At 52.6% G+C, this 13,759-nt stretch carries 11 protein-coding genes; 8 read left to right on the forward strand and 3 right to left on the reverse strand.

Annotated elements, in window-relative coordinates; translation table 11 throughout:
* Window positions 1–132 precede the first annotated feature (132 nt).
* Both SPL68_RS03685 and vapC read left to right on the forward strand, forming a co-directional pair.
* Complete coding sequence (locus SPL68_RS03685) at window positions 133–363, forward strand: antitoxin (protein ID WP_323813717.1); 231 nt, start codon at window positions 133–135, stop codon at window positions 361–363.
* A 28-nt stretch (window positions 364–391) separates the two neighbouring features.
* Window positions 392–796 (forward strand): type II toxin-antitoxin system tRNA(fMet)-specific endonuclease VapC, encoded by a 405-nt coding sequence (gene vapC, locus SPL68_RS03690; protein WP_323813718.1) that lies wholly within the window; start codon window positions 392–394, stop codon window positions 794–796.
* Window positions 797–805: 9 nt separating this feature from the next.
* Here the strand turns inward: vapC and SPL68_RS03695 are convergent, their stop codons facing one another.
* Both SPL68_RS03695 and thiI read right to left on the reverse strand, forming a co-directional pair.
* On the reverse strand, window positions 806–1,885 hold the full coding sequence (locus SPL68_RS03695; RefSeq protein ID WP_323813719.1) for an acyltransferase: 1,080 nt from the start codon (window positions 1,883–1,885) through the stop codon (window positions 806–808).
* Window positions 1,882–3,360: a tRNA uracil 4-sulfurtransferase ThiI gene (thiI, locus tag SPL68_RS03700; RefSeq protein ID WP_323813720.1), complete on the reverse strand. Its 1,479-nt coding sequence runs from the start codon at window positions 3,358–3,360 to the stop codon at window positions 1,882–1,884. Before thiI ends, SPL68_RS03695 begins: the two co-directional genes overlap by 4 nt.
* Before the next feature lie 214 nt (window positions 3,361–3,574).
* On the opposite strand from thiI, the gene SPL68_RS03705 reads away from it, so the two are divergent.
* The gene (locus tag SPL68_RS03705) at window positions 3,575–5,200 is read left to right on the forward strand and encodes a methyl-accepting chemotaxis protein (protein WP_323813721.1); all 1,626 of its coding nucleotides are present in this window, start codon (window positions 3,575–3,577) and stop codon (window positions 5,198–5,200) included.
* A gap of 166 nt (window positions 5,201–5,366) precedes the next feature.
* Entirely contained in the window at window positions 5,367–6,989 is a 1,623-nt protein-coding gene (locus SPL68_RS03710; protein WP_323813722.1) for a methyl-accepting chemotaxis protein, read from the forward strand.
* 74 nt (window positions 6,990–7,063) lie between these two features.
* On the opposite strand, the gene SPL68_RS03715 is transcribed toward SPL68_RS03710, so the two are convergent.
* Entirely contained in the window at window positions 7,064–8,272 is a 1,209-nt protein-coding gene (locus tag SPL68_RS03715; protein WP_323813723.1) for a cation:proton antiporter, read from the reverse strand.
* 572 nt (window positions 8,273–8,844) lie between these two features.
* On the opposite strand from SPL68_RS03715, the gene glnA reads away from it, so the two are divergent.
* The 4 genes from glnA (at window position 8,845) to glnG (ending at window position 13,571) form a co-directional block, all read left to right on the forward strand.
* Window positions 8,845–10,245: a type I glutamate--ammonia ligase gene (gene glnA / locus SPL68_RS03720; RefSeq protein ID WP_323813724.1), complete on the forward strand. Its 1,401-nt coding sequence runs from the start codon at window positions 8,845–8,847 to the stop codon at window positions 10,243–10,245.
* Between the two features lie 139 nt (window positions 10,246–10,384).
* A complete protein-coding gene (locus SPL68_RS03725; RefSeq protein WP_323813725.1) occupies window positions 10,385–10,921 on the forward strand; it encodes a DUF4124 domain-containing protein in 537 nt (178 codons plus the stop codon).
* 153 nt (window positions 10,922–11,074) lie between these two features.
* On the forward strand, window positions 11,075–12,148 hold the full coding sequence (gene glnL / locus SPL68_RS03730; RefSeq protein ID WP_323813726.1) for a nitrogen regulation protein NR(II): 1,074 nt from the start codon (window positions 11,075–11,077) through the stop codon (window positions 12,146–12,148).
* Window positions 12,135–13,571, forward strand: a complete 1,437-nt coding sequence (gene glnG, locus SPL68_RS03735) for a nitrogen regulation protein NR(I) (RefSeq protein ID WP_323813727.1) — start codon at window positions 12,135–12,137, stop codon at window positions 13,569–13,571. Before glnL ends, glnG begins: the two co-directional genes overlap by 14 nt.
* Window positions 13,572–13,759 lie beyond the last annotated feature (188 nt).

Genomic DNA, 13,759 nt, shown 5'->3' on the forward strand with positions numbered 1-13,759 from the left:
TAATCTGGTCTGATGGTTTGTTGCTGTATATACTTAACGTATCTACTTAATGTGTCTACTTGGTGTGCGCTTGATGTGAGCGCTAATGAGCGCAAAGAAGTGCCTACATCAAAATTTATTCAGGAGGTTCCCATGACTTTTGCACGGGTTTTTCAATCGGGCAACAGCCAAGCCGTTCGGCTACCGAAAGAGTTTCGCGTTGATGTTGAGCAGCTTGAGATTTTTCGTCGCGGTGATGAAATAGTGTTGCGCCCTCTGGTGCCCAACGCGACAGCGATTTTTGACGCTCTGGCGCAATTGCCATCCGATTTTATGGAGCAAGGGCGGGAAGACGAGGCGCCGCAGGAAAGAGACGATTTTTAATAGGGACGATTTTTAAAAGGAATGCTCGATGAGTACACGTTTTTTGCTGGATACCAACATCTGTATTTATATCGCCAAATACAACCCACCCAGTGTGCGTGAACGTTTTCAGCTGCACCCTGCCAATCAATTAGCGATGTCGGTTATCACTCTTGGCGAGCTGCGTTTTGGCGCAGAAAAAAGCCATTCCAAAACGCGCGCCTTGGCGGTTATCGATGAGCTTGCCAGCCTGATTACCATTGCGGAATTGTCAGAAGAGGTTGCCACTCATTACGGCGACATTCGCGCGCAGCTGCAAAAATCCGGTCAACCCATTGGCAACAATGATCTCTGGATCGCCGCCCATGCCCGTGCCCAAGATTGGACGCTGGTCACTAACAACGAGAAAGAGTTTGATCGGGTTGATGGTTTGCGTGTGGAGAATTGGGTGTAGCAGTTTGAATTATCCGACCAGATAGCGGCTGCGCTTGTTGAATATCGCTTTAATAAATACCGCAATCCCCACCGAACCATAAAACTGCACCACAAAGGCGAACGCAAAAACCAGCAGGCTTTGGCTCAGTGTCGTGACGGGGAAAAGCGGGGCAATGCCATCTAGCTTGATCAGATTTTCCAGAGCCAGTGTCAGCAACGGGTGGATAAAAAAGATCGGGAAGCTTAGTTCTGCCAACCAGCACAGGTGGCGTTGCAGCCAGGGCCAGTGGATATGACGGCAGAGCGCGAGCAAGGCGATACAGGCGAAAAACGTTTGGATAAATTGCAGATCAATGCCGTCGTAGGTGAAGGCGGTTTTGTGATAGTTGCCCAAGCGCACCCATATATAAGTCTGTGCCAGCGCAGTGATGGCAATCAGCGCGAAGCTTAATAGCATCAGTGGCCAGTGGTGTTTACGCAGTTGGCTGTGATAGAGCGATACCAGCATCCCGAGCAGATAATAAGGTGTGAAATACACCAGCGACTGCACAAAGTTGGAGTTGGATTGCGGGCGATGTAAAAACATCGCAATCAGGAAAAACGCCACCAAAATAACCAGCTGCACCGACAGCCGCGCGCGTATGTAAAACCAATGCAGCGGCGAGCACAAAAATGTGAGGAAGATAAACGGGATATACCAGTGCGGATAAAGCACATAACCGTTGCGCAGCGTGTACCAGCTGTAGAGCACCATATCCTGCCAGCTCACGCCGTCCAGCCACCAGCCGATCATGCGCAGCAGCAATGCAAAGAGTGAAATCACCGCAAAGGGAATCAGCAAGCTGCTGGCTTTTTTGGCGATAAATTGCGAGTAGTTAAAGCGCGCGTAAAAAACGCGATGGAAGAAAAACCCGGAGATAAAGACAAAGAGCCCTGTCCCGCCGCGCAGCAGATTTTCCAGCAGTGGTGGAAACAGCGGTTGCGCAAAAACAATCGAATGGCCGAGCACAATCAGCGCGATTGATATTCCGCGCAGGTAATCAAATTCGGCTATTCGTTCCTTTTTAGCTGCTTGTTCCTTCTGCGCTGGTGTGGGGGCGCCAGTCATGAAATGGCGCAAGCACTCTTGGGTTCAGGGCGATAGACGCCAACATTCAAATGGCCGGCATCTTTCAAGTTGGCAGCATGCAACTGGCTCATCACCCCTTTTTGGCAATAGAGGTAATACTGCTTGGTCTGATCCAGCAGCGCGAAGCGGTTGTTGAGTGAGTAGAAGGGAATTACCTGCACATCTACACCATCCACAGAGAGCGGCGTTTTTTCCTGCTCATCGGGATGGCGAATATCGATCACCACATCGGGTGCGCTTACATCGCCCACCATAGGTACCGACAGGTCCGCATCCAGTTCATCGACAATCTCGTCAATGTTCTGCGCGCGACGCTCTTCGATTGCACGTTCAAGGATTGCCATATCAAAACGCGCTTCTTCAAACTCGACCTTGTGCAATTTGGCGCGCGTAGTCGGGTTGACCGAAATCACGCCGCAGTATTCCGGCATGCTGGCGGCAAAACTTTCGGTGCCGATTTTGCGGGAGATATTGATGATGTCGCCTTTATCCATAGTGGCGAGCGGGCGCAGTACAACCATATCGGTTGCGCGGTCGATCACATTCAAATTCACCAGCGTTTGGCTGGATACCTGCGCCACACTTTCACCGGTCACCAGCGCGGGAATCTCCAGCGACTCGGCGACCTTTTCGGCGGCGCGCAGCATCATGCGTTTGAGTGTCACGCCCATGTAAGGGTTGTCGACCTTTTCCAGAATCTCGCGCACTACATCTTCAAAAGGAACGGTAACGAATTTCACTCGATGCGATGCGCCGTATTTGTTCCACAGGTAATAGGCGACTTCTTTTACGCCGATTTCATGGGCGCGACCGCCGAGATTAAAGAAGCAGTAGTGTGCGCGCAGCCCGCGTTTGATACACAAATAGGTCGATACGGTTGAATCAAATCCGCCGGAGATAAGCGAGAGCACTGGATCTTGCGCGCCCAATGGGAAGCCGCCCAAACCTTGGGTTTTGCTGGTCAGCACCCACACGCGGTCGCCTTTGATCTCCAGCGGTACTATCACCTCTGGCTTATGCAGGCTTACGCCTTTGGCTTCCGAATGCTGTAACAATCCGCCGCCGACATACTGCTCCACCTGTACCGAAGTGAACTCGTGTTTGCCCACGCGTTTGGCGCGCACACAAAAGGTCTTGCCGGCGATGCCATCGCGCCAGTGGCGCAAGGTGTGTTGGAAGATCGACTCCAAATCGCCCAGTGGATAATCATTCAGCAGCGCAAAGTTGGCGATACCCGGCGTGCGCGCCAGCACATCCGATACTTGTGCGATCACCTCGGGAGTCGCTTCTGGGCAGCGAATTTCAATCTTTTCCCAATCGCGCTGCACATCGATATCCACCCCGATATTGCCCAGCAGAACGCGCAGGTTATCGCGCAATTGCTTAATAAAGCGCTTACGCACGGGCGGGCTTTTGATGATGATTTCGGAGAAAACTTTGATAACAAAATGCATAACGAGATTACCGGCTAGGGTTGGCCCAGTGAGGTTGGTGCTCTGACCCGTGGAAAAAGCAGCGAATTATACCCAAGAGGATGCCAGATGGCGCGGTTAATCTTTGAGCAGCTTTGGAAATTATAGGCAATACTGATTAAGTCAATGGAGTGCCCGGTTAAGCGGTAATGGGCTGAAACATGGGGTGCTATATCAAAAATAAAGGTGCTGGAACATGTCATTAAGAGATATCAAGATCGGACTGCGCTTGGCGCTTGCTTTTGGTTTGCTGGCATTGCTGGTGGTGTTGTTAGGTGGTTCGTCCTTGCACAACATTAATCGGATGAGTGCCGCGGGGCATCAAATTACCGAAAACTGGATGCCGTCCTTAGCCGCAATTGCGGATGTAAATTTGTCGTTGATGCGCTTTCGCATTTTCACTTTGCGCGCCGCGCTGGATGACACTCCAGAGGAGTTGGCGCAGACCAGTGCGCGGCTCGATAGCATCCGGCAGGATTTGGACAAGGCTGGCAAGCGTTATGAAAGCCTGATCAGCGAAGCCGGCGAGCGGCAAGTCTATGGGAAATTACTGGAGGTGAAGCAAGCCTATATCGCAGGTTCTGCCGAGGTCGTTAGCGCTATGCAAATCGGTGACACCGCCACAGCTCGGAGCCTGATTGAAACCCGTCTTAATGTGCTTGCGGATCAAATGACCCAGTTGTTGCTCAACCTCAACCAGATCAATAGCGAAGGTGCGGTCAACGCGACCGCGCAATCGGATGCTGCGCACGACAGTAGCCGCACTGCGATTCTCACCAGCATAGCTATAGCCTTGGTGTTAACGCTGGTATTGGCTCTAGTGGTTACACGTAGCATCACGCTCCCCATCGCTAATGCCGTTAAGGCGGCTGAAACGGTAGCTGAAGGGGTTTTAACCCAGCGTATCGACACTACTGGTAAGGATGAGCCTGCTCAATTGCTGACGGCGCTCGCACGGATGCAAGCCAATTTACGCGGCGCAATCAGCCACATTTCCGATTCTGCAGCCCAGTTGGCAGCGGCGACTGAGGAGTTGCACGCAGTTGCAGAGGACGCTTCGCGCAATCTGCAAAATCAGAATAGCGAGATTCAACAGGCGGCCTCGGCGATTACGGAAATGAGTGCAGCGGTGGATGAGGTGGCGCGCAATGCATCAGGCACTGCCGAAGAGTCTAATCAATCCGCCCGCTTGGCGCATGAGGGGCGCGATAAGGTTCAGGAAACCATCTCTTCCATTGAAAGCATGACTAGTGAATTCACCAAGACCTCACATCAAATAGAAGGCTTGGCCGAGGAATCCAAAGATATTGGTAAAGTGCTGGATGTGATTCGTGGCATTGCCGAGCAGACTAACTTACTGGCGCTAAACGCAGCGATTGAAGCGGCGCGCGCAGGTGAAGCCGGGCGCGGTTTTGCAGTGGTAGCGGATGAGGTGCGTGCGCTGGCGCATCGTACCCAAGTGTCTACACGCGAAATTGAGCAGATGGTATCCAAGGTACAAAGTGGAACCCAGGCGACAGTTGATTCCATGCGTGGCAGTGTCGACTATGCGCGCCAGACTCTTGGTATTGCCGAACAGGCTGGTTCTGCACTGGAGGAAATTTATCGTCAGGTGGGCAAAATCAGTGAGCGCAATCTGCTGATTGCCAGCGCTTCCGAAGAGCAAGCAGCAGTGGCACGCGAGGTGGATCGCAATATCGTCAATATCAGTGATTTCTCCACTCAATCGGCCGCCGGTGCCAATCAAACCAGCGCCTCGGCGCAGGAATTGGCGCGCTTAGCGGTAGATTTGAATGGGCTGGTGGCGCGTTTTGTGATTTAACTGTCGTTTAAATAAGCATCTGATTTGAAAAGAAAAGATTTCTGAATATCCCGTTGAGCTGGGGCAGCTGTTGGCGCAGAATTCGCATGTTGATTTTGGCGCCAGAGCACTAGTGTGCTGGTGCCACAACAGTTTGATCTAACCCATGCGGAGAAAATAAGAAATCATGATGATGCGCAATATGACGATCGGCCAGCGGTTGGCGCTGGCATTTGGCTTGTTAGTCTTGGGGGTATTTGTGCTGGGGGGTATTGCACTCAATGGCACCGAAAAAATGCATGAGGCGGAGAATGAAATAACGGAGCATTGGCTGCCATTGGAGGAGCGAATTGCAGAGCTGAATCTATCGCTGATGCGCTTTCGCATTTTTACTATCAGAACGGCGCTGAGCGACTCGCCCGATGAATTAAACCAGACGGCTACTCGTTTGGATGGCATCAAAAGTGATGTTTTAACGGCACTCAGCAAGGGTAAAAGCGTGGCAGGGGAGCAAGAACGACGCCTGTTTGATGAGCTATCGGTGAATATCGACGCCTACTTTGCCGGTTCAGCGGAAGTTGTCAGCTTGATGCGAGGCAACAATTTTGCCGCAGCGAAAGATCTTATCGATGGGCGCTTGAACCCCCTCGCCGATGCTATGACCAAGGTGGTGTTGGCGCTAAACCAAGTGAGCCATGAGGGCGCAACAGGCGCCGCACAGCGCTCGGATTCAACCTACAGCAATAGCCGCACCGCCTTGCTTGGCAGCTTGGCAGTGCTAGTCGTGGCAATGATTTTACTTGCCGTTACCGCCACCCGCAGCATTACGCGCCCGCTCGCCAGCGCCCTGTTGGCAACTGAACGGGTGGCGCAGGGAAATCTAACCCACTCGATTCAAGCTCAGGGTAAGGATGAAGTAGCGCACTTGCTGGTCGCCTTGGGAGCGATGCAAGACAGTTTGCGCAGCGCTATCAGCCAGATCGCCGATTCAGCAGTGCAATTGGCAACGGCGACGGAGGAATTGCACGCGGTGGCAGAGGATTCCTCGCGCACCCTGCAACGCCAGAATGATGAAATCCAACAGGCAGCGTCTGCCGTGACCGAAATGAGCGCCGCGGTGGATGAAGTGGCACACAATGCAACTAACACGGCAGAAGAGTCCAGCACCTCTGCGCAACTAGCCCAGCAGGGGCACGACCAAGTGTTGGAGACGATTAAGGCCATCGAAACCCTGTCATCCGGGGTGACCCGAACATCAGTACAGATTGATGAGCTGGCGACAGAATCCCGTGCTATCGGCCAAATTCTTGAGGTGATTCGCGCCATCGCTGAGCAGACTAATCTGCTCGCGCTCAATGCTGCGATTGAAGCGGCGCGTGCCGGCGAGGCAGGGCGCGGTTTTGCGGTGGTGGCCGACGAGGTGCGCGCGCTGGCGCATCGCACTCAGGCATCAACCAAAGAGATTGAGCAGATGGTGGCGCGCGTGCAAGCGGGCACTCAAACTGGAGTCAGCGCTATGCGCGAGAGCGTGGACTATGCGCGCGCTGTGCTGGCAGCGGCGGAGCAATCGGGAGTGGCACTGGATCAGATCTACGCTCAGGCGGGCAAAATCAGCGAGCGCAATCTGGTTATCGCCAGCGCGGCTGAACAGCAGGCCGTGGTGGCACGTGAGATAGATAAAAGCATTGTGAATATCAGCGATTTATCGACGCAATCGGCCGCCGGTGCCAATCAAACCAGCGCCTCGGCGCAGGAGTTGGCGCGCTTGGCGGTGGATTTGAATGGTTTGGTGGCGCGGTTCGTGGTTTAACGCAACGATGTTCGCACAATAAAAAAGGGTGAGCCGATATGTCGGCTCACCCTTTTGTTCTGTGGCTTGGCGATTTACTTGGCGCGAAAGATAATCTCTTTCATGCGCTCTAGCTTGGGCGCCACGGCTGGCACTGTCAGCATGGTACTGGCGACGGCCATAATCAGCAGTGCGGTAAAGGTTTCGCTGGTAATGATTTGTTTATCGAGCAGCACATTGGCGAAGATGATCATAATCAGCGCCTTGGTTTGCAGCAGCCAGCCGATAATCGACGCTTCACCTTTTTCCCACTTGAGGATCTTACCCGCGGCGTGAACCCCGGCCAGCTTGCCCGCAACGGACGCGACTAGCAGTATGCCGGCGGCGACAAACACCGCAGTGCCGCCCACATCCCAGTTAGTGCGCAAGCCGGTACTGAGGAAGAATACGGGCATGATGATCATCAGGACAAAGTGGCGCAGCTTGTCCATATCCTCCTGATTAAACCAGTCAGCATCCATCACTGCCCCAGCGAGGAAGGCGCCGACCATAAAGTGCAAACCAGCCCAGTCGGCCGCGAGGCCGCAGATCGCCAGCCAGATAAAACCGGAGTACCAGCGGTCTTTTTCCTGAATGGCGATCATCAGCTTGCGGAATCCGTAAGCGGCGATGGTAAAGCCCACCAGAAACATTCCCTGGCGCCCAACGCGCTCCCAATCCAGCAGAATCAAGGCCAATACACCCCAGATGGCGATGTCATCGAGGCTGGCGTAGCGCAAAATACGCTGGCCAATGGGCTGGCGCAGAATTGCCATCTTTTCCATAAATAAAATCAGAATCGGCAGCGCCGTTACCGCACAGGCCATACCCACGCCCAGCACGAACTGCCAAGTCATGCCATTTGGCCCCATCCAGCCATCGCTAACACCCATCATTAGCACTGCGGCGCCACAGCCGAATAACAGGGGTGTACCCAGTGCCAAGCCAGCGGTGATGCCGCTTTCGCGCTTGTATTGCCAGGCTTTTTTCAGATCCAGCTCGATACCGGCGATCCACACAAAAATCATCACCGCCCACCAAGCAATACCGTTGAGTGACTTAATCACATCAGCGTTGAACACAAATGTGTAGTACTCGGGGAAGGCTTTGCCCAGCACGCCCGGGCCGAGCACTATGCCCATAATGATCTGGACGACAACCAGCGGCGCCCAATAATCCGTTCGGCCAAGGCGCCAAATCAAATAGGGAATGGTAAAAATGATCACCATTGCGATCAGGAAAATTTCGGTCGTTGTCATGTGCATGTGAATAACTCGTGTTCTTATTGATATGGCCTGGCCGCGCGGTTTACGCACGAGCAGCGCAAACTACAGTGATTTTCCGCGCCATTCGATATCAAAGCTATAGGTAGTTGCTATAGGGTGTTTAGATAAAAGCTAATAACCTTTGATGAGCGAAACAGCTTTAATGGTTTTTAGGGGAAATTGACGATAAAAGTGATGCAATTTGGAGCATGCAACTGGCACACTAGCGCTCGCTTTATAGGGAAACAAAAAGGGAGGCCGCAAACAAATAATTAATGCTTGTTTTTGGTGCATTAATAAAAATTTGTGCGTTTTATTGGTGCTTTTGCTGTTTGCGCGAGCTTGCCTTATCGCTTGAAAACCTTATTTTTAAAGGCTTATTGCTATTTTCCCTAGATGGCATATATTTTGCCCTTTTTCTGACACCCTAGTCTTGCCCCGCTCACCGAAATGAGTCGCGCCCGGATGAAGTGGGAAAAATTTCGGCAAAGCGCCCGGTTCCGGGTTATTTGCCAAGAGTAATAACTTTCACAATCCGTAGCCTTCGGGCTATTACAACTTGGAGGCATTCAATGTCTAAGACTTTAGACCTGATCAAAGAACACGAAGCTCGCTGGATTGACCTGCGTTTCACCGACACCAAAGGTAAAGAGCAACACGTAACTTTCCCATCAAGCGTTGTAAACGACAGTTTCTTCGTTGACGGTAAAATGTTCGACGGTTCTTCTATCGCTGGTTGGAAAGGCATTAACGACTCCGACATGATCCTGATGCCGGACGATTCAACTGCTGTTCTGGATCCTTTCTACGACGAAGCTACCATCATCGTTCGCTGCAACATCGTTGAGCCAGCAACCATGCAAGGTTACGACCGCGACCCACGTTCTATCGGTCTGCGCGCTGAAGAGTACCTGAAGTCTACCGGTCTGGGTGATATCGCCCTGTTTGGTCCAGAGCCAGAATTCTTCATTTTCGATAGCGTTCATTTCCACAGTGGCATGGGCGGTTCTTTCTACAAGATCAAATCTGAAGAGGCTTCCTGGCAGTCAGGTGATGACATTGAAGGTAAACACGGCCACGCTCCACGCGTAAAAGGTGGTTACTTCCCAGTTGCTCCAATCGACTCTCTGCACGACATCCGTGGCGCTATGTGTAATGCGATGGAAGCTATGGGTCTGGAAATCGAAATTCACCACCACGAAGTTGCTAACGCTGGCCAATGTGAAATCGGCGTAGGCGCTAACACTCTGGTTAAGAAAGCGGACGAAGTACAAATCCTCAAGTACTGCGTACACAACGTTGCTCACCAATACGGTAAAACCGCAACCTTTATGCCGAAGCCTCTGATCGGTGATAACGGTTCAGGTATGCACGTTCACCAGTCTTTCACCAAGAATGGCAAAAACCAATTCGCTGGTGACGCATACGCTGGTCTGTCTGAAACTGCTCTGTACTACGTTGGCGGTATCATCAAGCACGCTAAAGCATTGAACGCTTTCTGTAACGCGTCTACCAACTCTTACAAGCGTTTGGTTCCGGGCTTCGAAGCTCCAGTAATGCTGGCTTACTCTGCACGTAACCGTTCTGCTTCTATCCGTATTCCTTACACTGTTGGTGAAAAAGCCAAGCGTATCGAAACCCGTTTCCCTGACCCAACTGCTAACCCATACCTGTGCTTCGCAGCACTGTTGATGGCAGGTATCGACGGTGTTCAGAACAAGATTCATCCGGGCGAGCCAGCAACTAAAGACCTGTACGATCTGGAGCCAGAAGAAGAAGCGCTGATTCCACAAGTTTGTGCGTCTTTGGAAGAGGCTCTGAACTCTTTGGAAGCAGACCACGAGTTCCTGTTGGCTGGTGGTGTATTCACTAAAGACTTCATCGATGCTTACATCGACCTGAAGAAAGCTGACATCCAACGCGTTAACATGACTCCACACCCAGTAGAATTTGAACTCTACTACTCTGTATAAGAGCAGCGTGTAAGTCCTGCTAGATGGTTGGCTGCGGCCGATCAATCTGTGAGAAGGCCCGCACCGGAAACGGTGCGGGCTTTTTCTTTGGGGGTGGCGGGAGTAATCTAGGGTAAAGCTGACTGATGAGGGAAATGCGATGCGCAAATTGTTGGTGTTGATGCTGTTGCTGGCGCAGGTTGCCGGTGCCGATGTGTATAAGGTTGTCGATAAGGACGGGACTGTCAGGTACACCGATAAGCCCAGCACTGAAAATGCGGAAAAGATTAAGCTGCGCGAGGTTAATACTGTGCCCGGCGCGGAGCCTTTGCCACAGTCCACGCCAGTGAGCTCCTACGAGCCGCAACAGGCGGCAATTGGCTATAGGATTGGCATTATCAGTCCGCGTGCGGATGTCACCATTCCTGTTGGGCAGCGCGATCTGGCGATTGCAGTTAGTCTCAATCCCGGCCTGCAAGAGGGGCATTTGCTGGTGTATTTTATGAATGGTGAGTTGTTGGAAGAGACGACAATGACCAATATAGTCGTTAAGGATGTTCCGCGCGGCTCCCACACGCTGGTGGTGGAGGCGATAGATACCAATGGTCAATCATTGGGCACGTCAGATCCGGTAATTGTGAACGTTATTCGACCAAATATTAATAATAATGCCCTTCCGAAGCCCACGCCGAAATAGTTGCACCAAATTAGTGCTATGATTTTCCTGAAAATCACCATTATGGGTAGTCTCGGCAGTTAAAACCGCAGAAATCGGCCTTTTTACTACTTGGTTTGGTTTTTGCAGTACTGCCCATGCCCATTGTCGAGGCGTTCAGGAGAGCAGTAGCTGGTGAGTCCGCGCGATATTTACAAACCCATATTAGATAGCTTGAGTACCGCCATTGTCTTGGTGGATACCGATCTTCTGCTGTGCCACATGAACCCCGCCGCCGAAGCTCTGCTCGCGATGAGTTGTGAGAGCAATACCGGTGAACCTATCACCTATTTTTTTTACGAATCCGATGAAACCGATCGTCAACTGAAGCTGGCGGCGGCGCAGGCTAATCATTACACCAAGCGTCATGCCGAGTGGCGCCTGCTTAGCGGCGGTTCTATCACCGTCGATTACACGGTAACCCCCTTTGGCGACCACGAAGGTTTGATCATTGAGATCCAGCCAATTGACCGTTTATTGCGCATCAGCCGCGAAGAGATGCTGACCACCTCGCACGAAACCACACGCAATCTGGTGCGCGGTATGGCGCATGAGATCAAAAACCCGCTGGGCGGGATTCGCGGTGCCGCACAGTTGTTGGCGCGTGAGCTGCCCCATTCCGGGCTGACCGAATACACCAGCATCATCATTGATGAGGCGGATCGCCTGCGCAATCTGGTCGATCGTATGCTCGGCCCGAATCAGCTGCCCAATTGGCAATCGATCAATATCCACGAGGCGATTGAGCGAGTCGCCAATATCATCAAAGCCGAAAGCAGCGATGCGATCAAAATCGTGCGCGACTACGACCCAAGTATTCCGCCGATGCAAGGTGATAAAGAGATGCTGATTCAGGCGCTGCTCAACATAGTGCGCAATGCTATGCAGTCGCTGGTGGAGGCGAATGTGTTGAACGGTGTGATTCAACTGCGCTCGCGTATCCAGCGCCAGTACACCATTGGTCGCAAACATCACTCGCTGGTGTGCCGCATCGACATTATCGACAACGGCCCGGGTATTCCCGCCGATATGATCGAAAACATTTTCTATCCGATGATCTCCGGCCGCGCTGAAGGCACTGGCTTGGGGCTCACCATTTCGCAACACCTTATCCATCAACACCATGGCCTCATCGAGTGCCAAAGCGAGCCGGGCAAAACCCGCTTCTCGCTCTACTTACCAATGGAAGCGCAACATGCAGAAGTCTAATAAAGTCTGGATTATTGATGATGATCGCTCGATCCGCTGGGTGCTGGAAAAGGCACTGCAGGGCGCGAACATTGAAACGCGCGTGTTTGATTCGGGCGACAGCGCCATGAGTCAGCTCAACCGCGATACGCCCGATGCGATCATCAGCGATATTCGGATGCCCGGCACCGATGGTTTGACGCTGCTCGGCAATCTGCACAATACCCATCCGCAGATTCCGATCATCATCATGACTGCGCATTCCGACCTGGACAGCGCGGTGGCGGCTTATCAAGGCGGCGCTTTTGAATATCTGCCCAAACCCTTTGATGTGGACGATGCTGTTGCTGTTACCCAGCGCGCTCTTGCCCATGCGCAGGAGCAGAAGAGCGAACACGGTGTTGAGACAGAGCTGGAAACCAATACTGAAATCATCGGCGAAGCGCCGGCGATGCAAGAAGTGTTTCGGGCGATTGGTCGCTTGTCGCAATCCAATATTACTGTGTTGATCAATGGGCAGTCGGGAACCGGTAAAGAGCTGGTAGCGCGCGCCCTGCATCGCCACAGCCCGCGCCGCAACGAGCCGTTTATCGCCCTGAACATGGCCGCGATTCCGAAAGATTTGATGGAGTCTGAACTCTTTGGTCACGAGAAAGGCGCCTTTACCGGTGCTGCTGCACAGCGTCAGGGGCGTTTTGAGCAGGCCAATGGCGGTTCGCTGTTTCTCGATGAAATCGGCGATATGCCCGCCGAAACCCAAACCCGCTTATTGCGTGTATTGGCCGACGGTGAGTTTTATCGTGTAGGTGGCCATACGCCAGTTAAGGTGGATGTACGTATCATCGCCGCGACTCACCAAAACCTTGAAACGCTGGTGGCGGACAATCGTTTCCGCGAAGACTTGTTTCATCGCCTGAACGTAATCCGCATCCATATCCCGAAACTGGCTAATCGCCGTGAAGACATACCTAAACTGGCGCGTTTCTTCCTGCATAAAGCCGCGACTGAATTAAATGTCGATCCAAAAGTACTGCTGCCGGAAACGGAAGAGTATTTCAGCACCCTGCAGTGGCCGGGCAACGTGCGCCAGCTGGAGAACACCTGCCGCTGGATCACCGTAATGGCGTCCGGGCGCGAAGTGCACATCGAAGACTTGCCGCCGGAGCTGCTGGAAAACAAAGAATCCAGCACCCCTGCTGACGACTGGGAAAAAGCCCTGCGCCACTGGGCCGACCAAGCGCTGACTCGCGGTCAGCATCAATTGTTAAGCGAAGCTGTGCCGACTTTTGAGCGTGCATTGATCGAAACCGCCTTGAAATACACTGCTGGCCGCAAGCGCGATGCCGCGAATTTGCTGGGCTGGGGGCGCAATACCCTTACGCGCAAACTCAAAGAATTGGGCATGGCTGGTGGCAATGATCCCGATGGCGACGGCGATGATTAATCGCTAGCTGAGTTGTTGGCGGTTGTGGGTGATTATCCTGCAGTCGCCAAATATCCCTCCTTTCTGCTGTCTCCTGGCATTAAAAACTTCTTTTTAGATCTTCTTCACACTTAGCGGCGCTAGCCTGATCAGGCGTCTATACTCTGCTAACTGGTATACAACAGCGGTGGCCTCGGTTTAGCCTGCAT

The organism is Cellvibrio chitinivorans (genome assembly GCF_035117775.1).
GTDB lineage: Bacteria > Pseudomonadota > Gammaproteobacteria > Pseudomonadales > Cellvibrionaceae > Cellvibrio > Cellvibrio chitinivorans.